This window comes from Streptomyces varsoviensis, from assembly GCF_000718635.1.
GTDB lineage: Bacteria > Actinomycetota > Actinomycetes > Streptomycetales > Streptomycetaceae > Streptomyces > Streptomyces varsoviensis.
This window is the reverse complement of sequence record NZ_JOBF01000008.1, coordinates 182,677-203,511: the sequence shown is the minus strand read 5'-3', so window position 1 is coordinate 203,511 and position 20,835 is coordinate 182,677. Positions and strand designations below refer to the sequence as shown.

At 73.2% G+C, this 20,835-nt stretch carries 15 protein-coding genes; 8 read left to right on the top strand and 7 right to left on the bottom strand.

The genetic code is table 11. The features are described 5' to 3' along the window. Positions 1 to 326: 326 nt before the first annotated feature. Complete coding sequence (locus IF55_RS14470; RefSeq protein ID WP_030883367.1) at positions 327 to 1,346, bottom strand: HAD family hydrolase; 1,020 nt, start codon at positions 1,344 to 1,346, stop codon at positions 327 to 329. Positions 1,347 to 1,468: 122 nt separating this feature from the next. Then, a complete protein-coding gene (locus IF55_RS14465; protein WP_030883365.1) occupies positions 1,469 to 1,747 on the bottom strand; it encodes a glutaredoxin family protein in 279 nt (92 codons plus the stop codon). Positions 1,748 to 2,158: 411 nt separating this feature from the next. Here IF55_RS14465 and IF55_RS14460 point away from each other — a divergent pair, with 411 nt between their 5' ends. The 6 genes from IF55_RS14460 (at position 2,159) to IF55_RS14435 (ending at position 9,137) form a co-directional block, all read left to right on the top strand. Then, a complete protein-coding gene (locus IF55_RS14460) occupies positions 2,159 to 2,974 on the top strand; it encodes a redox-sensing transcriptional repressor Rex (RefSeq protein ID WP_030883363.1) in 816 nt (271 codons plus the stop codon). A gap of 73 nt (positions 2,975 to 3,047) precedes the next feature. After that, positions 3,048 to 4,709, top strand: coding sequence for a glutamyl-tRNA reductase (locus IF55_RS14455; protein WP_030883361.1), 1,662 nt, complete (start codon positions 3,048 to 3,050; stop codon positions 4,707 to 4,709). After that, on the top strand, positions 4,706 to 5,704 hold the full coding sequence (gene hemC, locus IF55_RS14450; RefSeq protein WP_030883359.1) for a hydroxymethylbilane synthase: 999 nt from the start codon (positions 4,706 to 4,708) through the stop codon (positions 5,702 to 5,704). Before IF55_RS14455 ends, hemC begins: the two co-directional genes overlap by 4 nt. Further along, complete coding sequence (locus IF55_RS14445) at positions 5,701 to 7,365, top strand: bifunctional uroporphyrinogen-III C-methyltransferase/uroporphyrinogen-III synthase (protein ID WP_030883357.1); 1,665 nt, start codon at positions 5,701 to 5,703, stop codon at positions 7,363 to 7,365. Before hemC ends, IF55_RS14445 begins: the two co-directional genes overlap by 4 nt. Next, positions 7,362 to 8,348, top strand: coding sequence for a porphobilinogen synthase (hemB, locus tag IF55_RS14440; protein WP_030883355.1), 987 nt, complete (start codon positions 7,362 to 7,364; stop codon positions 8,346 to 8,348). Before IF55_RS14445 ends, hemB begins: the two co-directional genes overlap by 4 nt. A gap of 303 nt (positions 8,349 to 8,651) precedes the next feature. Next, on the top strand, positions 8,652 to 9,137 hold the full coding sequence (locus IF55_RS14435) for an ATP-binding protein (protein WP_048831965.1): 486 nt from the start codon (positions 8,652 to 8,654) through the stop codon (positions 9,135 to 9,137). Positions 9,138 to 9,256: 119 nt separating this feature from the next. On the opposite strand, the gene IF55_RS35985 is transcribed toward IF55_RS14435, so the two are convergent. Beyond that, a complete protein-coding gene (locus IF55_RS35985; protein WP_030883352.1) occupies positions 9,257 to 9,994 on the bottom strand; it encodes a DUF4232 domain-containing protein in 738 nt (245 codons plus the stop codon). A 394-nt stretch (positions 9,995 to 10,388) separates the two neighbouring features. Between IF55_RS35985 and IF55_RS14425 the strand changes: the two genes are divergently transcribed. After that, positions 10,389 to 11,834: a helix-turn-helix domain-containing protein gene (locus tag IF55_RS14425; RefSeq protein ID WP_211269989.1), complete on the top strand. Its 1,446-nt coding sequence runs from the start codon at positions 10,389 to 10,391 to the stop codon at positions 11,832 to 11,834. Between the two features lie 24 nt (positions 11,835 to 11,858). On the opposite strand, the gene IF55_RS14420 is transcribed toward IF55_RS14425, so the two are convergent. The 4 genes from IF55_RS14420 to argS all read right to left on the bottom strand — a co-directional run bounded on the left by IF55_RS14420 (position 11,859) and on the right by argS (position 17,059). Continuing rightward, entirely contained in the window at positions 11,859 to 12,719 is an 861-nt protein-coding gene (locus IF55_RS14420) for a carbohydrate ABC transporter permease (RefSeq protein ID WP_030883349.1), read from the bottom strand. Further along, positions 12,716 to 13,663 (bottom strand): carbohydrate ABC transporter permease, encoded by a 948-nt coding sequence (locus tag IF55_RS14415; protein WP_030883347.1) that lies wholly within the window; start codon positions 13,661 to 13,663, stop codon positions 12,716 to 12,718. The genes IF55_RS14420 and IF55_RS14415 overlap by 4 nt, the downstream gene beginning before the upstream one ends. Continuing rightward, the gene (locus tag IF55_RS14410) at positions 13,660 to 15,012 is read right to left on the bottom strand and encodes an extracellular solute-binding protein (RefSeq protein WP_048831963.1); all 1,353 of its coding nucleotides are present in this window, start codon (positions 15,010 to 15,012) and stop codon (positions 13,660 to 13,662) included. The genes IF55_RS14415 and IF55_RS14410 overlap by 4 nt, the downstream gene beginning before the upstream one ends. 274 nt (positions 15,013 to 15,286) lie before the next feature. Beyond that, on the bottom strand, positions 15,287 to 17,059 hold the full coding sequence (argS, locus tag IF55_RS14405) for an arginine--tRNA ligase (RefSeq protein ID WP_030883344.1): 1,773 nt from the start codon (positions 17,057 to 17,059) through the stop codon (positions 15,287 to 15,289). A gap of 280 nt (positions 17,060 to 17,339) precedes the next feature. Here argS and lysS point away from each other — a divergent pair, with 280 nt between their 5' ends. Beyond that, positions 17,340 to 19,115, top strand: a complete 1,776-nt coding sequence (lysS, locus tag IF55_RS14400; RefSeq protein WP_030883342.1) for a lysine--tRNA ligase — start codon at positions 17,340 to 17,342, stop codon at positions 19,113 to 19,115. Positions 19,116 to 20,835: the final 1,720 nt, after the last annotated feature.

The following is a 20,835-nucleotide window of genomic DNA, read 5'->3' as shown; positions in this document are numbered from 1 at the left end:
GCTCCGCCGGTCCTCATGCGCCGGACGGCTGGGGTGGGCGCGTTTGTGGGCCCGCCCGGCCCGGTGGACGCCGGGGCTCCGCCCCGGACCCCGGTCCTCAAACGCCGGACGGGCTGATTTGGGCGGGTGTTCGTGCGCCCGCTCGGGCCTTGTCCTCAATCGTTGGACGGGCTGGGAGGGGCCGGGGCATGTGCCGGGCGGGCTGGATTTGGGCGGGGGCCCGTACGGTCGGCGGGCTGGGCCGGCCCACACAGACAACGGCCTGGGGCTGTGCCCGTACGGCCGGCGGGCTGGAGGGGGCCGGGGTTCGGGTGGAGGGGCGGGGGTCAGTGGCGGCGGCGGTGTAGGGCTACGGCTGCGGCGGCGCCGCCGGCCAGGGCGCCTACGCCTGCGGCGGCGGGGATGCCGACGCGGGCGGCTTTGCGGCCGGTGCGGTAGTCGCGCAGTCGCCAGCCGCGTTCGCGGGCGTGTTTGCGCAGGTGGGCGTCGGGGTTGACGGCGTAGGGGTGGCCGACGATCGACAGCATGGGGATGTCGTTGGCGGAGTCGCTGTACGCGGCGCAGCGGGTCAGGTCCAGGTTCTCGGCCGCGGCCAGGGCCCGTACCGCCTCCGCCTTCGCCGGGCCGTGCAGCGGTTCGCCGACGAGTTTGCCGGTGTACACGCCGCCGATGGACTCGGCGACGGTGCCCAGGGCGCCGGTCAGTCCGAGCCGGCGGGCGATGATCGTCGCGGTCTCTACGGGGGCCGCGGTCACCAGCCAGACCTTCTGGCCCGCGTCGAGGTGGGCCTGGGCGAGCGCGCGGGTGCCCGGCCAGATGCGCTCGGCCATGTACTCGTCGTAGATCTCCTCGCCGATGGACATCAGCTCCGAGACGCGGTGGCCCTTGACGATGGACAGGGCGCTGTCGCGCGCGTCCTGCATGTGCTCGGGGTCCTCGACGCCGGCCAGCCGGAACCACGCCTGCTGCCAGGCGAAGCGGACCAGCTCGCGCTTGCGGAAGAAGTGCCGCTTGTAGAGGCCGCGGCCGAAGTGGAAGAGGGCCGCGCCCTGCATCACGGTGTTGTCGAGGTCGAAGAAGGCGGCGGCCTTCTCGTCGCCGACCACGGGGAATTCCGGTGCTGCGGACTCAGTGGGTTCGGCGGGCTCAGTGGGTTCGGCGGTCGCGGCCGGTTCCGTCGTCGGCTCGGGCTGTTCGGAGGAGGCGGGCTGTGGCCCCTCCTGCGCCGCCGTGTCGGGAGTGTCGTGCGCGGACTTGCGGGCTGCCTCCGCCGCCGCCTCGCCGGCCAGCACGCTGCGTGCGGTGGCGGAGCGCCTACGGGGGGTGAGCCATCCCAGTGCGGCCATGGCGCGAGCATAGCCAGTTTGTTCGGGGCGTCCGGACTCGGAACGGATCGGTCGTGTGAACTTCCCGCCACGCTTCGGTTACCCGCCGCGCTATCCCCCGGCATCCCCTGGCATCCCCCGGTCTAGCCGCCGAGGGCTTTGCGGAGCCGGGCGGGGTCCACTCGCCAGAAGTCGTGCTGGGCGCCGTCCACCAGGATCACCGGGATCTGTTCCCAGTATTCGCGGTGCAGTTCCGCGTCCTGCGTAATGTCTTTCTTTTCCCAGCTCGCGCCGAGTTCTCCGCAGACCCGCTCGATGACCGCCTCCGCGTCGTCGCAGAGATGGCAGCCGGGCTTGCCGATCAGGGTCACCGTGCTGTTGGCGGGATTCTTACGGGCCGGGCGGCGCAGCAGCGGGGTCATGGCAGCCATTGTGCCCGGTGCGGGTCGTTCGGCGGCCGGGTGGGCGGTCGCCGACTGGGTCCGGCGTGGTCGGCCCCGGCGGCTGTCCGATCTCCCCTACATGACCGCAAAGCGGTCGTTAAGGGTGCCCGAGGCGACTACCATGGTGGGCGATTTGTTGGTGTCCGGGGGCATAGTGGTGAGGGGTGAGGGCGCGTGTCCCCGTCGGTGAATCCGCGATACGGCTGTGGTCGCGGTGACGCGGGTGATGGTTCCCGGATGCGGCCGAAAGGGCGCGTGACGCCTGTCACTTTGCTCGGACAAAGCGGACACCATCTTTGTGCACGCGTTCACAAAGACATAGCCTGCATTCGACGGGGCGGTCCTGCGACAAGATGCCGCCCGCAGCCCCGCGCTACCCGCAGGAGCACCGTGGCAACTGGCCGAACTCACCGACCGGCGACCCGAAGCCGAGGGATTCCCGAGGCCACCGTCGCCCGGCTTCCGCTGTATCTGCGTGCGCTGACCGCGCTTTCCGAGCGTTCGGTCCCCACGGTCTCGTCCGAGGAACTCGCAGCCGCCGCGGGGGTCAACTCCGCGAAGCTGCGCAAGGATTTCAGCTACCTCGGCTCGTACGGGACCCGGGGCGTCGGCTACGACGTCGAGTATCTCGTCTACCAGATCTCGCGTGAGCTCGGCCTCACCCAGGACTGGCCGGTCGTCATCGTCGGCATCGGAAATCTCGGGGCGGCGCTCGCCAACTACGGCGGCTTCGCCTCCCGCGGCTTCCGGGTCGCGGCCCTCATCGACGCCGATCCGGCCATGGCCGGCAAGCCGGTCGCGGGCCTCCCGGTCCGGCACACCGACGAGCTCGAAGCGATCATCAGCGACAACGGGGTCTCCATCGGCGTCATCGCCACCCCGGCCGGCGCGGCCCAGCAGGTCTGCGACCGGCTCGTGAACGCCGGGGTCACCTCGATCCTCAACTTCGCGCCGACCGTGCTGACCGTCCCCGAGGGCGTGGACGTACGGAAGGTCGACCTCTCCATAGAGCTCCAGATCCTCGCCTTCCACGAGCAGCGCAAGGCGGGCGAGGACGCCGACCCCGCGGCGTCCGCGGCGGCGGCCGCCGCGACGAGCGCCGCCGCGGCGGCCGTCGCCACGCCGCCCCCGGTGGCCCGTACGGCCACGGGCGCCGGCGGCGGAAAGGGACCCGACGGCGACGTACCCGCCGTGATGCCGGCATGAGCGGGTTCAGAGAACGGACCATCCACCACGACGTCCCCGGCGCGGGGCGGCCCGAGCGAAGCGAGGAGAGGGCATGAGCCTCCTGGTCGTCGGCCTGAGCCACCGCAGCGCGCCGGTCAGCGTGCTGGAGCGCGCCGCGCTCGTGGCGGACGCGCGGTCGAAGCTGCTGCACGACACCCTCGCCACCGAGCCCGCGGCCGAGGCGGCGGTGCTCGCCACCTGCAACCGGATCGAGCTGTACGCGGACGTGGACAAGTTCCACGCGGGCGTCGCCGAGCTGTCCACCCTGCTGGCCCGGCACACGGGCATAGGGCTGGAGGAGCTGACCCCCTACCTCTACGTGCACTACGAGGACCGGGCCGTCCACCACCTCTTCTCGGTGGCCTGCGGGCTCGACTCCATGGTCGTCGGCGAGGGCCAGATCCTCGGCCAGATCAAGGACGCGCTCGCCCTCGGCCAGGAGCTGCACACCGCCGGCCGGCTCCTCAACGACCTCTTCCAGCAGGCCCTGCGGGTCGGCAAGCGCGCGCACAGCGAGACCGGCATCGACAAGGCCGGCCAGTCGCTGGTCACCTTCGGCCTGGAGCAGCTCGCCGACGGCGCCCCCGTCCAGGAGTGGGCGCGCGGCAAGCGGGCCCTGGTCATCGGCGCCGGCTCCATGTCCTCCCTCGCCGCGGCCACCCTGGCCCGCTCCGGAGTCGCCGAACTGGCTGTCGCCAACCGGACGCTGGAGCGTGCCGAGCGGCTCGCGGCCGCGCTCACCGAGCCCGGCGGGCCGGGCGCGGCGGCCGGTCTCACCGCCACCGCCGTGCCGATGGCCGACGTCGCGGCCGAGCTGGCCCAGGCCGACATCGTCGTCTCCTGCACCGGCGCCACCGGCCTCGTCCTGACGGTCGAGTCGGTGCTGTCCGCCCTGACGGAGCGCCTGGCGGCGACCGCCGAGGACGTACGGGGCCGGAGCGCCGCGGACGCGGAGGCCGCCCAGGGCGTACGGGGCCAAAGCGCTACGGACGCGGAGGCCCAGGACGTACGGGGCCGGAGCGCCGCGGACGTGGAGAGCCAGGACGTACGGGCCGGGGCCGACGACGCGCGGGGCGCCTCCGACGCGGGCTCGCGGGCGGCCGAGCGCGGCGCGGCGGGCGGCGGCGCCCACGAGGGCCAGGGCCCTCGGGATGCCGCCTGCCCCCTCGGGCTCGCCGACGGCGCGCGGCGGGCGGCGCCGCTCCTGCACCTCCTCGACCTCGCGATGCCGCGCGACGTGGACGCCGCCGCGCACCGCGTCGAGTACGTACGGCTCGTCGACATCGAGTCGCTGGCCGAGGCGTCGGCCGACGCGCCGATGGCGGCCGACGTGGACCGGGTCCGCACGATCGTCGCGGACGAGGTCGAGGCGTTCGGGGCCGCGCAGCGCGCGGCGCACATCACGCCGACCGTGGTCGCGCTGCGCACCATGGCGGCGGACCTCGTGGCGAGCGAGATCTCGCGGCTGGACGGCCGCCTTCCAGACCTGGACGACAAGGAGCGCGCGGAGATCACCCAGACCGTCCGCCGGGTCGTCGACAAACTCCTGCACGCGCCCACCGTGCGGGTCAAGCAGTTGGCCGCGACGCCCGGCGGCGCCGGGTACGCGGACGCGCTGCGCGAACTCTTCGACCTCGACCCGCAGGCGGTCGCCGCCGTCAGCCGGGCGGACACGCGGTCCGACAGGCAGAACACAGCACGGGAGCGGGCATGAACGACACCTCACTCACGGCGGCCGCCGACACCCGGCCGCTCCGGCTGGGCACCCGGCGCAGCAAGCTCGCCATGGCCCAGTCAGCTCAGGTCGCCGAGGCGGTGCGCACGCTCACCGGGCGCGCCGTGGAGCTCGTCGAGATCACGACGTTCGGCGACACCTCGCGCGAGCACCTCGCGCAGATCGGCGGCACCGGCGTCTTCGTCTCCGCGCTGCGCGACGCGCTGCTCGCCGGGGACATCGACTTCGCCGTGCACTCGCTGAAGGACCTGCCGACCGCCGAGCCGGCCGAGCTGGTGCTGGCCGCGATCCCGGCCCGCGAGGACCCGCGCGACGTGCTGGTCTCCCGCGACGGGCTCGACTTCGCGTCGCTGCCGCCGGGCGCGCGGGTCGGCACCGGCTCGCCGCGCCGGATGGCGCAGCTCAACGCGTGGGCGCGGGAGCTGGGCCGGGACATCGAGACCGTGCCGATCCGCGGCAACATCGACACCCGCGTCGGATACGTCACCGGCGGGGAGCTCGACGCCGTCGTGCTGGCCGCGGCCGGCCTCACCCGCATCGGCCGGATCGGGGAGGCGAGCCAGTTCCTGCCCGCCGACGCGATCCTGCCCGCCCCCGGCCAGGGGGCCCTGGCAGTGGAGTGCGTCGCCGACCAGGTCGGTGGCGCGCCCGGACTCGCCAGCGTGCTCGCCGAGCTCGACGACCCGTTCACGCGGGCCGCCGTGACGGCCGAGCGTTCCCTGCTCGCCGCCCTGGAGGCCGGCTGCTCCGCACCCGTGGGTGCGCTGGCCGACCTGCAGGCCGACGGGCAGGCTGTCACCGAAATGCGCCTGCGCGGCGTCGTCGGCTCGACCGACGGCTCGACGCTGGTGCAGCTGTCCACCACCGGTCCCGTTCCGGCCTCCAGCGACGCAGCCTCGGCCCTCGGCCGGGAACTCGCCGCCGAGATGCTGGCCAAGGGTGCGGCCGGTCTTATGGGGGAGCGAGCACTTTGAACCCCACCGCCCCTAATCACCCCGCGCTCGGGCACGTCACCTTCCTCGGTGCCGGTCCCGGAGACCCGGGACTGCTGACGCTCCGAGCCGTGGAGGCGCTGGCGGCAGCGGACGTACTGATCGCCGATCCGCCCGTACTCGATGTGGTACGTGCGCATGTGCGCGCCAATGTCTCCGTGGAGAGCCACGGCATGCCTGCCCAGGCGGTAGCTGATGGCGCATCAAATACCGCCGAGGTCCCGGTTCTTAGGGGCACCGCCAATCTTGTCATGGGGGCGGCGCGGAGCGGCAAGCGGGTCGTCCGTGCGGTCGTCGGCGACCCCGGCCTGGACGGCAACGCCGCCGACGAGATGCTGGCCTGCGCCGCCGAGGGCGTCACCTTCGAGGTGGTGCCCGGCGTCGCCAACGCGGTGGGCGTGCCCGCCTACGCCGGGGTGCCGCTGCACGACGCGAGCGGCGCCGACGTCCGGTTCCTGGACGCCCGCAGTGCCACCGACCGGTGCTGGGCCGAGGTCGGCAGCAGCGAGGTGACCGCGGTGGTCACCGCCACCCTGGAGACCATCGCCGCCACCGCGAACGAGCTGATCTCGGCGGGCCGCAAGCCTGACACCCCGATGACCGTGACCGTCGCGGGCACCACGACGCGCCAGCGCACCTGGTCGGTGACGCTCGGCTCGGTGGCGCAGGCGCTCAAGGCCGCGAAGGTGCTGCCGTCGCCGAACGGCGCGCAGCCCGTCATAGCCGTGGTCGGCGAGCGCAGCGCGGCCGCGCAGCGCGACCAGCTCTCGTGGTTCGAGTCCAAGCCGCTGTTCGGCTGGAACGTGCTCGTGCCGCGCACCAAGGAGCAGGCCGCGTCGCTCTCCGACCAGCTCCGGTCGTACGGCGCCGTGCCCAGCGAGGTCCCGACGATCGCCGTCGAGCCGCCGCGCACCCCGCAGCAGATGGAGCGCGCGGTCAAGGGCCTGGTCACCGGGCGCTACGAGTGGATCGCCTTCACCTCGGTCAACGCCGTCAAGGCGGTGCGCGAGAAGTTCGAGGAGTACGGGCTCGACGCGCGCGCCTTCGCGGGGATCAAGGTCGCCGCGGTCGGCGAGCAGACCGCCAAGTCGCTGGTGGACTTCGGCGTCAAGCCGGACCTGGTGCCGAGCGGCGAGCAGTCGGCCGCCGGGCTGCTGGAGGACTGGCCGCCCTACGACCCGGTCTTCGACCCCATCGACCGGGTGTTCCTGCCGCGCGCCGACATCGCCACGGAGACCCTGGTCGCCGGGTTGATCGAGCTGGGCTGGGAGGTCGACGACGTCACCGCCTACCGGACCGTACGGGCCTCCCCGCCGCCCGCCGAGACCCGCGAGGCGATCAAGGGCGGCGGCTTCGACGCGGTCCTGTTCACCTCGTCCTCGACCGTGCGCAACCTCGTCGGCATCGCCGGCAAGCCGCACAACGTGACCGTGATCGCCTGCATCGGCCCGGCCACCGCCAAGACCGCCGAGGAGCACGGGCTGCGCGTGGACGTCATGTCGCCCGAGCCCTCGGTGCACAAACTGGCCGCGGCGCTCGCGGACTTCGGGGCCGCGCGGCGCGACGCCGCGGTGGAGGCCGGCGACCCGGTCACCCGGCCCAGCGAGCGGCGGCCCGGATCGCGTAGGAGGGCACGGAGTTGAGCACGCAGTACGGAAGGTTCCCCGGAGCGCGCCCGCGGCGGCTGCGCACCACCCCGGCCATGCGCCGCATGGTCGCCGAGACCCGGCTGCACCCGGCCGATCTGATCCTGCCCGCCTTCGTGCGGGAGGGCGCCAGTGAGCCGGTGCCGATCGCCTCCATGCCGGGCGTCGTGCAGCACACCCGCGACACCCTGCGCAAGGCGGCCGTCGAGGCCGTCTCGGCGGGCGTCTGCGGGCTCATGCTCTACGGCGTGCCCGAGGAGAAGGACGCGGTCGGCAGCGGGGGCACGGACCCCGACGGCATCCTCCAGGTCGCCATCCGGGACGTGCGGTCCGAGGTCGGCGACGACCTGGTGATCATGTCGGACCTCTGCCTGGACGAGTACACCGACCACGGCCACTGCGGCGTCCTCGACGCGCGGGGCCGGGTGGACAACGACGCGACGCTGGAGCGGTACGCCGAGATGGCCCGCGTCCAGGCCGACGCGGGCGTCCACGTCGTCGCGCCCAGCGGCATGATGGACGGCCAGGTCCGGGTCATCCGCGAGGCGCTGGACGGCGCGGGCCACCAGGACGTCTCCGTCCTCGCCTACACCGCCAAGTACGCGTCCGCGTTCTTCGGCCCCTTCCGGGAGGCCGTCGCCTCCTCGCTGACCGGCGACCGCAAGACGTACCAGCAGGACCCGGCCAACGCGCGGGAGTCCCTGCGCGAGCTGGCGCTGGACGTCGAGGAGGGCGCCGACATGGTCATCGTCAAGCCCGCGCTGCCCTACCTGGACATCCTGCGGCAGGTCGCGGACGCGACGGACGTGCCGGTCGCCGCGTACCAGGTCTCCGGCGAGTACGCGATGGTCGAGGCCGCCGCCGCCAACGGGTGGGTCGACCGCGACCGCATCATGATGGAGACCCTCGTCGGCGCCAAGCGCGCGGGCGCGAACATGATCCTCACCTACTGGGCGACGGAGGCCGCGCGGCAGCTCTGACACTCCTGGCGCGTCTGGAACCGGCGTGTTCCGTACAGCCCCCGGCGGTCGTCCCGCCGGGGGCTGTCGCGTGCGTACGGGCGTACGCCGCGGATACGGGCCGGGACGGGCGCGATCCCCCGTAAGGGGGGCGGGGGTGTCGAGGGGTTGACGTCCGGCGGGGTCGTACGGCCGCGCCGGGGAGCGCTGTCGCCGAGCGCCGGCGCGGGCCCGGCGGGCCCCGGATATTTTCCGGAAGCAGCGAACCGCGCGCACCGACTGGCTTACGGTGTGTGTCACTTCGCTCACGCTAGGGAGGCGCGTATGAGTTGTGCGCCGGAGCCGTACGAGGCCGGTCCGCCCGAAGACTGGGAGTACACCCTCCAGGTGCCGTGCGACCCACTCGCCCCCTGCATCGCGCGCCGGACGCTGCGCACCATCTTCGAGGAGCACGGCTTCTCGGAGTTCGCCGACACCGCGGAGCTGCTGACCTCCGAACTGGTCACCAACTCCTACCGCTACGCCGACGGGCCCGCCTCCGTGCGCGTCCGGCGGGACGGGGAACGGGTGCGGGTGAGCGTATGGGACGCCAACCCCAAGCTGCCCGCCCTCGCGAGGGCGGGGGAGCCCGCCGTGCCGCCCGGGGACGTGGAGCGGGGACGGGGGCTGGGGCTCGTACGGCTGTGCGCGGACAGTTGGGGCGGCTTCTCGCTGCGGGACCAGCAGCAGGGGCTGGGCGGCAAGATGATGTGGTTCGAACTCGGCGGCGGCGCTTTCCGAGCCGCCTCCGCCGACCCCCTCGCGGGGTGAGACACCCGCACCGGGCTGAAGCGGGGGCGGTTATCCGGTGCGGGTGTCTCCGTGGGCGGGGTCCCGCCCACGGTCTGCGGCGCGCCGGGCTCTCGCCGGGCCCCGGGCGCGGAAGGTCCCTACTTGATGGCGTCGGCCTTGTCCCGCTGCCAGTAGGTGACCTGGGCGTTGTCGTCGTAGTACGCGGCGCCGCCGGGCAGCGCCGGGTGGGCGGCCGAGCCCGTGGAGCCCGCCGCGTCGTCGGTGCCGCTGAAGTGGACGGCCAGGGACTTCGCCGTACGGCCGTGCTCCCCGTCGGCGCCGAGGGCGACCCCCGCGTACGCCGACTCGCCGGGGGCCAGCGTGACGACGGCCTGCGGCTTGGTGTCCGCCATGGGCGCGGCCGACACGGACTGGTCCTCGTCGAAGCGGAGCAGCGGATAGGAGTACGCGTTGCACGGCTTCGAGCCGGTGTTGGTGGCCGTGAGCAGCAGATAGTGGGAGGGGCGCGCCGGCGCCTCGGCGGTGACCTCCACATTCTCACCGGAGCAGGCCAGTTGTACGGGGCCTTCGTCCACCCCGGTCTCCTCCTGGGCCCTGCTGCCGCTCTTGCCGCTCACCCGGGCGCCCGGGCCGGTCTGCTTCCCGGCCTGTCCGGACGCGTCGTCGCTCTTGGTATCGGCCTTGGCGTCGTTGCCGGAGCCGGCCGGGCCGCCGGACGTCGCGGACGCGGCGGCGTTCGCGCCGGTCTTCCCGCCCGCGTCCTCGGCGGCCTTGTCGGTCCCCCCTGACTGACAGGCGGTCAGGGAGACGGCGGCGGCGAACGCCGCGACGGCGACGGCGAGGGAGCGGGTGCGGGCGCGGCGGGACTTGGCCATGATCGGTTTCTCCCCGTGCTGATCGGATGGAACGGAGGCGTCGGAAGGAGCGGAGGCGTCGGAAGGAGCGGACGGGTCAGAAGGAACGGACGAGCGCTATGACCGTGACCGTGCATGCCACGAGCACGGCGACGGCCACGGCGTCGATGAGGCTGAACCGGACGTCTGACCGCATGACTGCTCCTGGACGGATGGCGCCTCAAGGGCGGCGCTGGAGGGTGGGAACGCCGCGGACCTCGCCTCGGCATGTCCACAGCCTGCGAGGCGGCCTGTTCCAGCCGCAACGGCCGCCCGCGCATTGGGGAAGCTGGAACGGCCGCGCATAAACTGACCTGGGGAGGAACCCCATCCCTGGAACGCGTTTCCGGGACGGATCTGGAGGGGGTGGGTGGGTGTGGCGAGCGAGACCGAGGACTTTGCCGCGCTGCTCCGGGAGCTGAAGGGCCGCTCGGGACGCAGCTACGGCGCCCTGGCGGGGAAGCTCCACGTGAGCACGTCCACGCTGCACCGCTACTGCAACGGCGACGCCGTGCCCACCGACTACGCCCCCGTGGAACGGCTCGCGCGGCTGTGCGGGGCGACGCCGGACGAGCTGGTCGAGGTGCACCGGCGCTGGATCGTCGCGGACGCGGCGCGCCGCCGCAAGCCGCCGGCGGCGGCCCCCGCGCCGCAGCAGCGGCCGGAGCCCGTACGGGGGGACGCGCCCGTACGCGACGATGCCTCCGTACGCGACGATGCCTCCGTACGGGAGGACACCTCTGCACCGGAAGCCGCGCCCGTACGAGAGGACTCGCCCGTACAGCCGGACGAGACCGCTCCCGTGCCGCTGGCCCCGGAGCCCCCGGACGCTCCCGAGGCGCCGCGCGCCGTCCGGCGCTGGACGCGGAAACGGGTCGCGCTCGTGGGGGCCGGGGTGGTGGCGCTCGCCGTGCCGGCCGCCGTGGCGGTGGCGCAGGTGACCGGGGCGGGGGACGAGGGGCGCAAGGCCCCCGCCGGGTATGTGAAGACGGCCCTGCCGAGCGCCGATCCGAGCGGGTCGCGGGCGGCGGAGAGCGGGAAGCCGTCCGGCTCCCCCGGGCCGGACGGCGGGACCGGGGCGGCCAAGGGCGGCTCGTCGTCGCCGACCGCGCCGGGCGGCGGGCGGACCCCCGGCGGGGGCACGGGGCCGGGCAAGGGCGCGGGGACGGGCTCCGGTTCGGACGACGAGGACGCCATGGGCGTGCCGCTGACCGTGAGCAGTCGGATCAACTCCTGGGAGGACCGCTGCACCCAGTACTACCTGCTGGGCGACACGCCCGCCCAGGTGCCGGAGCCGCCGACCGAGCAGGACACCGGCGCGTGGGCGCGGAGCCTGGGCGCGGTGACCGGCGGCACGTCGAAGACTGAGCTGGTGGTGCAGGGCAAGAGCGAGAAGACGGTGGTCCTCCAGGCGCTGCACGTGCGGGTGGTGGGCCGTTCGGCGCCGCTCGACTGGGCCGCGTACTCCATGGGGAGCGGCTGCGGCGGCGGGATGACGCCGAGGTCCTTCGACATCGACCTCGACGCCGGACAGCCGGCGGCCCAGCCGGCCGCCGGGGAGCAGGGCGATGTGAAGATCCCCGCCACGGACTTCCCGTACAAGGTGTCGCTGAACGATCCGCAGGTCCTGAACATCACGGCGCACACCGCCGGCCACACCGTGAGCTGGTATCTGGAGCTGGAGTGGAGCAGCGGCGGCCGGCACGGCACGACGCGGATCGACGACCACGGCAAGCCGTTCCGCACGTCCGGGATGAAGGGCGCGCCGAAGTACGCGTACAACGACGAGAAGAAGGTCTGGGAGCGGGACACCGGATCGTGACGGCCCGCCGGCGGCCGCCTGCGGTCATTCCACGCTCCCGGCGGACAGGCCGCCGCGCCACTGCCGCTGGAGCACCACGAAGGCGGTGATCAGCGGGACGACGGCGAGCAGGGACCCGGTGATGACGAGGGGGTTGTAGTCGGGGAACTGCAGGGCGCGGGTGCTCCACTGGTAGATCCCGAGGGTCATGGGGAAGAGCTCGGGGTCGGTGAGCATGACCAGCGGCAGGAAGAAGTTGTTCCAGATGGCGACGTACTGGAACAGCAGGACGGTGATGAAGCCGGGCAGCATCATCGGCAGCGCGATGGTGAGGAAGACGCGCGGTTCGCCGGCGCCGTCGAGGCGCGCCGCCGCCAGCACCTCGTCGGGTACGGACGCGTCGGCGAACGTACGGGCGAGATAGACGCCGAAGGGGTTGGTCAGCAGGGGGAGGAACACCGCCCAGAAGGTGTTCACGAGGTGCAGTCGCGAGGCGAGCAGATACAGGGGCAGGGCGAGCGCCGTGGGCGGCACCAGGACGCCGGCGAGGGTCACCGAGAACAGCAGCCGCCGCCCGGGGAAGTCCAGCTTGGCGATGGCGTAGCCGCAGGCGGTGCAGATCAGGGCGCCGAGGGCGGCGCCGAGCCCCGCGTAGAGCAGGGAGTTGCGGATCCAGTACCAGAAGACGCCGCCCTCGCGGGCGAACAGCTCCGTCAGGTTGGTGAAGAGGTTGAAGTCGGCGAACTGGAAGGCGCTGGTGGCGGAGAAGTCGGCGACGGACTTGGTGGCGGAGGTGACCAGCCAGATCAGCGGCAGCACGCTGTAGAGCGTCGCGAGGAGGAGGGCGCCGTGCACGGCGCCGCGCGAAGCCCAGCGGGAGGCCGCTCCCATGGTGGGCGCGCTCATCGGGACTTCCGGGCGGACAGCCGCATCACCAGCGCCGAGAGCAGGGCCGAGGCGATGGCGAGCAGGATGGACGCGGCGGCGGCGCGCCCGTAGTCGTTGCTGATGAAGGCCGCTTCGTAGATGTAGAGGCTGGGCGTCCAGGTGCTGGTCACCGTGGAGGTGAAGGTGCGCAGCACCATGGGCTCGGTGAAGAGCTGGAGCGAGCCGATGGTGGTGAAGACGAGCGCGACGAACAGCGTCGGCCGGATCATGGGGACCTTGATGGACAGCGCGGTGCGCAGGGGCCCGGCGCCGTCGGCGCGGGCGGCCTCCAGTACCTCGCGGGGGACGGTTTGGAGCGCCGTGTAGAAGATGATCACGTTGTAGCCGGTCCACTGCCAGGTCGCCATGTTCACGATGGAGGGCAGTACTCCGGTGTCGCTGAGCGGGTCGACCGGCGGGGTCGCGCTGAGCGGGCCGATTCCGGGGCTGTAGAGGTAGGCCCAGATCAGACCGGCGATCACGCCGGGGACCGCGTACGGCAGGAAGACCGCCAATGTCCAGACCTGGCGCAGCCGTACGGTGGCCGAGTTCAGCAGCAGGGCGATGAGGAGCGCGACGGCGAACATCACCGGGATGTGGATCAGCGCGTAGCCGGCGACGTGGGCGGCGCTCGCGTGCGCGGCGGGGTCGGTGAGGACGGTCGCGTAGGTGGCGAGACCGGCGAAGACCTGGCGGTAGCCGCCGAGGCCGAGACCGGAGAGGCGGTCGGTGAACAGGCTCAGCCAGGCGGCGTAGCCGACCGGCACCAGCACGGTGCAGAGCAGCAGCACGGCGAACGGCGCGGCCAGCCCGGCGCCGGTGGAGCGGCGGCGGCGCGCCGGCCGGGCCGGCGGCGCGGGGGGCTGGGTTCGCGCGGGCGGTGCCGGGTGCGCCGGCTGGGACGAGGTCACCGTGGTGGTCATGTCCGGCCCCCGTCCGCGACGGCGAGGCCGCGGTCGCGCATCATGGCGACCGTCGAGGACTGGAGCTTGTGCATCGCCCTCGGCACGGTGGTGCCTCCGGTGGGCACCGGGGCCAGTACGTCGGCGACCGCCGAGAAGACGCTCAGCGAGGTCGGCCCCCAGGTCCACTCGGGGACGCGGACCGCGGCCCGGTCCAGCACGTCGAAGATCGGCTCGCCGGTGAAGAAGTCGTCCTGGTAGGCGGCGCGGGCCACCTTCCGGTTGGCGGCCCAGGCGGGCGAGGGGAAGGTGAGCCGCGCGCCGATCCGGGGGACGGCGGGGTCGGTGGCGAGCCAGCGCAGGAACGTGAGCGCCGCCTCCGGGACCTCGCTCTCCGCCGAGACGCCGAAGGCCGAGCCGCCGAACACGCCGTTGGCCTGCCTGTCGCCCCAGGTCGGCATGGTGGTCAGGGCCCAGCGCCCCTTGTCCGCGGCCAGGGACCTCTTGATCGTGCCCACGCCCCAGGTGGCGCCGAGCATGCCCCAGAGCTTGCCGCGGTGTATCGCGGAGGCCCAGCTCTGCGTGGCGACGGCCGTGTGGGCGACCTTCCCGGAGGCGATCAGGTCCTGCCAGTAGCCGGCCAGGGCCATGGTGCCCTCGCCGTCGATGCCGACCTGCCAGGAGTTGGCGGCGATCCGCCACCACGGGTCCCCGGTCTGCCAGGCCATCCCGGCGAAGAACGCGCCGTCGTTGATGGGGAAGGTGGCGATCCGCGCCTCGGGGTCGGCCCGGCGTACGGCCGTGGCGGCCCGCGCGAACTCCTCCCAGGTGCGGGGCGCCCCGATGCCCGCCTCGTCGTAGAGGTCCTTGCGGTAGAAGAACGTCATCGGGCAGAAGTCCATGGGCACGGCCCAGGTCCGGCCGCCGGGGCGGACGCCGCGCCACGCGGCCGGGAGGAACCCGTCGGCGAGGTCGGCCATGTCGTCGGTCAGGTCGCGCAATCCGCCGGTGGTCAGGATCTGCGGCAGCGCCTGGTACTCCGTGTGCAGGATGTCGGGGGCGTTGTGCGCGCGGATCGCGTTGGCCAGTTGGGCGTAGCCGCCGGAGACGCCGGCGGCGATGGAGCTCAGTTGGACGTGGATGTCGCGCTGGGCGGAGTTGAACGCGGCGACGTACTGGTCCATGCCGGACAGCCAGGACCAGATCCGCACGCGGGCGGCGCTGGAGGAGCGCTGGGAACACCCGGTGAGCGCGCCGCCCGCGAGGGCGCCCGCGCCGAGCCCGGAGGCGGCCCGCAGCAGCGACCTCCTCGACGGCAGGGGCCGAGATCTGCTGCCGCCGGCGGCGCCGGAGGGGGTACCGAACACCATGGGTTTCCTTTCGCACGGCGAGACGCCCGCACACTTCAGTCCCTGTCTGACCAACGGTCGACGACATCGAAGAGAAACGGTCGGAATCGCTCGGAAGCGAAGGGGTGGTGGTTCGGAGAGGGCCCGTACGTGCGTGGAGAACGGGCCCGTACGTGCGTGGAGAACGGGGCCCGTACGTGCGTACAGGGCCGGTCCTCGTGGTGGAGGACCGGCCCTGTGCCGACGATCTTTCACGGGCCGGCCCTCATGGTGGACCTGCCCTGTGCCGAGGCCCCTACAGGCGCTCGGGGGTGCGGATGCCCAGGAGCGCCATGCCCTGCCGCAGCGTGCGGCCGGTCAGCTCGCACAGGAAGAGCCGGTTTTCGGCCACGTCGGCGGGGACCTCGGCCTTGAGGACCGGGCACTGGTCGTAGAACGTCGTGTAGAGCGAGGCGAGCTGGTAGAGGTACGCGGCGAGCTTGTGCGGCTCGTACGTCTCGGCGACCGACGCCAGGATCTCGGCGAAGTCGTCGAGGTGCAGGCCCAGCGCCCGCTCGGCGGGGGCCAGCGGCAGCTCCGGGTGGGGAACGGGCCGCTTGCCGTCCGCCTTGCGCAGGATGGACTGGATACGCGCGTACGCGTACTGGAGGTACACGCTGGTGTCGCCGTTGAGGGACACCATCCGGTCCAGGTCGAAGACGTAGTCGCGGGTCAGCGACGTGGACAGGTCCGCGTACTTGACCGCGCCGATGCCCACCTGCGCGCCGCGCTCGGCGATCTCCTCCTCGGTGAGGTCCTGGGCCTTCTCCCGCACGACGGCAGAGGCGCGGTCGATCGCCTCGTCCAGCAGGTCGACCAGCCGGACCGTCTCGCCCTCACGGGTCTTGAAGGGCTTGCCGTCCTTGCCGAGCACGGTCCCGAAGGGGAGCTGCCGCGCGGTGTCCTCGGGGAGCCAGCCGGCCCGGCGGGCGGTCTCGAAGACCATCCGGAAGTGCAGCGCCTGGCGGGCGTCCACGACGTAGAGGAGGGTGTCGGCGCCCAGTTTGCCGACCCGGTCGCGGATGGCGGCGAGGTCGGTGGCCGCGTAGCCGAAGCCGCCGTTGGACTTCTGCACGATGAGCGGCGTCGGGTTGCCGTCCGGGCCCTTGACGTCGTCGAAGAAGACGCACAGGGCGCCGTCGGAGCGGACGGCGACGCCGGACTCCTCCAGCTCCTTGACGACGTTCATCAGGTCGTCGTTGTACGCGCTCTCGCCGACGATGTCCGCGTCGCGGATCTCCACGTCGAGCTTCTCGTACACGCCCTGGAAGTAGATCTTCGACTCGTCGACGATCTTGTGCCAGAGGGCGAGGGTCTCCGCGTCGCCGGACTGGAGGGCGACCACCCGGTCCCGGGCGCGGGCCTTGAACTCCTCGTCGGAGTCGAAGACCGCGCGCGACGCCTTGTAGAGGCGGTTCAGGCGCGCCATGGCGGCCTCGCCCTCGCCCTCCGCGCCGCCGGCGGAGTCGGAGGCGTGGTCCAGCTCGGCGGGGTGCTCGATCAGGTACTGGATGAGCATGCCGAACTGGGTGCCCCAGTCGCCGATGTGGTGGCGGCGGATCACCGTCTCGCCCCGGTGCTCCAGGATCTTGACGATCGCGTCGCCGATCACCGTCGAGCGCAGATGGCCGACGTGCATCTCCTTGGCCACATTGGGCTGGGAGTAGTCGATGACCGTGGTGCCCGGGTCCGGCGCGTACGGGACGCCCAGCCGGTCGTCGGCGGCGCGGGCCGCGAGCGTGTTCGTGATCGCGGAGTCGGCGATGGTGATGTTGAGGAACCCGGGCCCGGAGACCTCGACGCCGGCGATCAGCTCACCGGCCGGCAGCCCCTCGACGACCTTGGCGGCCAACTCGCGGGGGTTGCTCTTCAGCTTCTTCGCCAGCGCCAGCATCCCGTTGGCCTGGAAGTCCGCCCGGTCGCTGCGTCGCAGCAGCGGGTCGGCGGCGCCGGCCTCCGGCAGAGCAGCCGAGAGGGCGTCCGCGACGCGCTGGTGGACCGTGGCGGCGAGGGAAGGGACCGAAGCCATGGGTTGCCGTTCCGTGAGAGGTCGTATAGGTCGCTGCCAAGTATCCCACGGGGCGTGTGCCTGCCCGGCCGGATTTTCCGGGGGTAGGGGCCGTGATACGGCGGCACGGGGCGTGGTGAGGGGGCACGGGCCGGGGTGAGGCGGTACGGGCCGGGGTGAGGCGGCACGGGCCCCTGGTGAGGCGGCGTCCCCGGGGCCCGTCGGCCCGCCCGCCGGTTAATTCACGGGCGGTCGCGGAACCCCCGGGGCACCCTTGCCGTCTGGGACAATGGTCGACGCCATGACCGCAAGGAAGGAAGTGCCGAACGTGGCTCAGAGCACCGAGGCCGACTGGGTCTCCCGATTCGCCGACGAGGTCATTGCCGAGGCGGAGCGCCATGCCCCCGGCAAACCCATTGTCTGCGCCTCGGGCCTCAGCCCCTCCGGCCCGATCCATCTGGGCAACCTGCGCGAGGTCATGACCCCGCACCTGGTGGCCGACGAGATCCGGCGCCGGGGGCACGATGTCGTGCACATCATCTCCTGGGACGACTACGACCGGTACCGCAAGGTTCCGGCCGGTATCGACCCGTCCTGGTCGGAGCACATCGGCAAGCCGCTCACCTCGGTGCCGGCCCCGCCCGGCAGCCCGTACCCCAACTGGGCCGAGCACTTCAAGGCGCCGATGATCAAGGCGCTGGAGGAGTTGGGCGTCGAGTTCCGCGGCATCAGCCAGACCGAGCAGTACACGTCCGGCGCGTACCGCGAGCAGATCCTGCACGCCATGCGCGAGCGCGGCCGGATCGACGAGATCCTCGACCGGTACCGGACGAAGGAGAAGCCGGGCGCGGCGGCCGGCCCGGCCAAGGGCCAGCAGCAGAAGCAGAAGCAGGGCCAGAAGCCCGTCGACGAGGCCGAGCTGGAGGCCGCCGAGGGCTCCGGCGCGGCGAGCGAGGACGACGGCAGCGCGGGCGGCGCGGGCTACTTCCCGTACAAGCCGTACTGCTCCGTGTGCGACCGCGACCTGACGACCGTCACCGCGTACGACGACGAGTCGACCGAGCTGACCTACACCTGCGTCTGCGGCCACGAGGAGACGGTGCTGCTGCGCGAGCACGACCGCGGCAAGCTGGTCTGGAAGGTCGACTGGCCGATGCGCTGGGCGTACGAGGGCGTCGTCTTCGAGCCCAGCGGCGTCGACCACTCCTCGCCCGGCTCCTCGTACGTCGTCGGCGGCCAGATCGTCCGCGAGGTCTTCGACGGCCGGCAGCCGATCGGCCCGATGTACGCCTTCGTCGGCATCAGCGGCATGGCCAAGATGTCGTCGTCCAAGGGCGGCGTGCCGACCCCGGCCGACGCGCTGGAGATCATGGAGGCGCCGCTGCTGCGCTGGCTGTACGCGCGGCGCAAGCCCAACCAGTCCTTCAAGATCGCCTTCGACCAGGAGATCCAGCGGCTGTACGACGAGTGGGACGCCCTGGAGCGCAAGATCGCCGACGGGTCGGCGCAGCCGGGCGACGTCGCCGCGTACGGGCGCGCCACCAGGACGGCCGCCGCCGAACTGCCGAGGACGCCGCGCCCGCTGCCGTACCGCACGCTCGCCTCGGTCGTGGACATCACCGGCGGCCAGGACGAGCAGACGCTGCGCATCCTCAGCGAACTCGACCCGGCCAACCCGGTCGCCTCCCTCGACGAGACCCGGCCCCGGCTCGACCGCGCGCAGCACTGGGTCACCACCCAGGTCCCGGCCGAACAGCGGACGATCCTGCGCGACGAGCCCGACGCCGAGCTGCTGGCGTCCCTGGACGACGAGGCGCGCGAGTCGCTGCGGCTGCTGCTGGCCGGGCTCGACGAGCACTGGTCGCTCGACGGCCTGACCACGCTCGTCTACGGCGTGCCGAAGATCCAGGCGGGCCTGGCCCCGGACGCCAAGCCGACGCCGGAGCTGAAGGTCGCGCAGCGCTCGTTCTTCGCGCTCCTGTACCGGCTGCTGGTGAGCCGCGACACGGGCCCGCGCCTGCCCACGCTGCTGCTGGCGGTGGGGGCGGAGCGGGTGCGCAAGCTGCTGGGCGCGTAGCGCTTGATGTCTGACGCCTGGCGCTTGCCGCTGGCCGCTTACGGGACAGAGGGCCGTCACCCGGTGGATGAACCGGGCGGCGGCCCTCCGTCGTGGCGCTGGTCAGCGCCCGCTGTCGGCACCTACGTCCTCGCCGGCCCCGACGTCGTCACCGGCCTCCGACCGGTACCGGTGCCGGAACTCGCGCAGGAACCCGCGCAGATGGCCCTCGGTGAGCGGCCCGCCGCTCTCGTTGGTGACCCCGTCGACATCGGCGAGATGCCGGCCGAGCTGCCGGGCGTTGGGGAACTCCCCGTTGTCCTCCGTATACCGCCGATAGGCCGAGAACAACTGCTCCTCATGAGCGTCCTCAGCCCCCGCCGCCGCGGCCGGCGCGGCCGGCGCCACGAACCACGGATTGACGTGCGGCTCATCCGGCACATACTGCGGCTCCCCCGCACCGGCCACCTGCCCGCCGGCGGCCGGAAACTGCTGGGTGGCGGGCGCCTGGGCTTGGTGCGTGACGGCCTCCGGCCCGGTGGAACCCTGCCCGGCGCCCGGCTGCTCGGCGGCGGCCGCCTGCGGCCCCACACCCCCGCCCTGCCCCCGAGCGAACCACCCCGAGCCCGCCTCGCCACCATGCGCTGCGCCACTGAACTGTCCCGCGCTCGCACCCTGCATCGAACCTGCGGCTCGCGCCGCTCCGGCGAACTGACCGGCGCCTGCGGGCTGGGCGGTACCGGCGCCTTGCGGCGCGCCGTGCGCCCCGGCGAACTGACCAGCACCCGCAGGCTGGGCGGTACCGGCGCCTTGCGGCGCGGCTGCCTGCTGCGCCCCGGCTGTGCCGTGCGCTGCATGGGTGGTCTGTTCCATGCCCGGAACGCGGCCCTGGCCAGCAGGCTGCCCAGCGGCGATGCCCTGTCCCGTACCCGCAGCCTGCGCCGCCCCGGCGGACTGACCGGCGCCCGCGGGCTGGGCGGTACCAGCGCCTTGCGGCGCGGCTGCCTGCTGCGCCCCGGCCGTGCCGTGTGCCGCATGGGTGGTCTGTTCCATGCCTGGGGTGTAGCCCTGGCCACCAGGCTGCCCGGCGGCGACGCCGTGGCCCGTCCCCGCAGCCTGCGCTGCGCCGGTGAACCACCCCGCGCCCGCCTCACTGCCTTGCGCCGCGTCAGTGAACTGTCCCGCGCTCGCGCCCTGCGTCGAGCCTGCGGCTTGCGCCGCCCCGGCGAACTGCCCCGCGCCTGCGGGTTGGCCGGCGCCAGCCGCACGGGTGGTCTGTTCCATGCTTGGAACGCGGCCCTGGCCACCAGGCTGCCCGGCGGCAATGCCTTGCCCCGTACCCGCAGCGTGTCCCGCCCCCGCAGCCTGCGATGCGCCTGCGGCTAGCGCCGCCCCGGCGAACTGACCAGCGCCCGCAGGCTGGGCGGTACCGGCGCCTTGCGGCGCGTCCGCCTGCTGCGCCCCGGCCGCTCCGTGTGCCGCACGGGCGGTCTGTTCCATGCCCGGAACGCGGCCCTGGCCAGCAGGCTGCCCGGCGGCGATGCCCTGTCCCGTACCTGCAGCCTGCGCCGCCCCGGCGGACTGACCGGCGCCTGCGGGCTGGCCGGCACCAGCCCCTGGCATCGCGCCCGTCTGCTGGCCTACGGCCGAGGACTGTTCCACGCCTGGGGCGGGGCCGTTGCCAGCGGGCTGCCCGGCGGCGATGCCCTGTCCCGTACCCGCAGCGTGTCCCGCGCCCGCG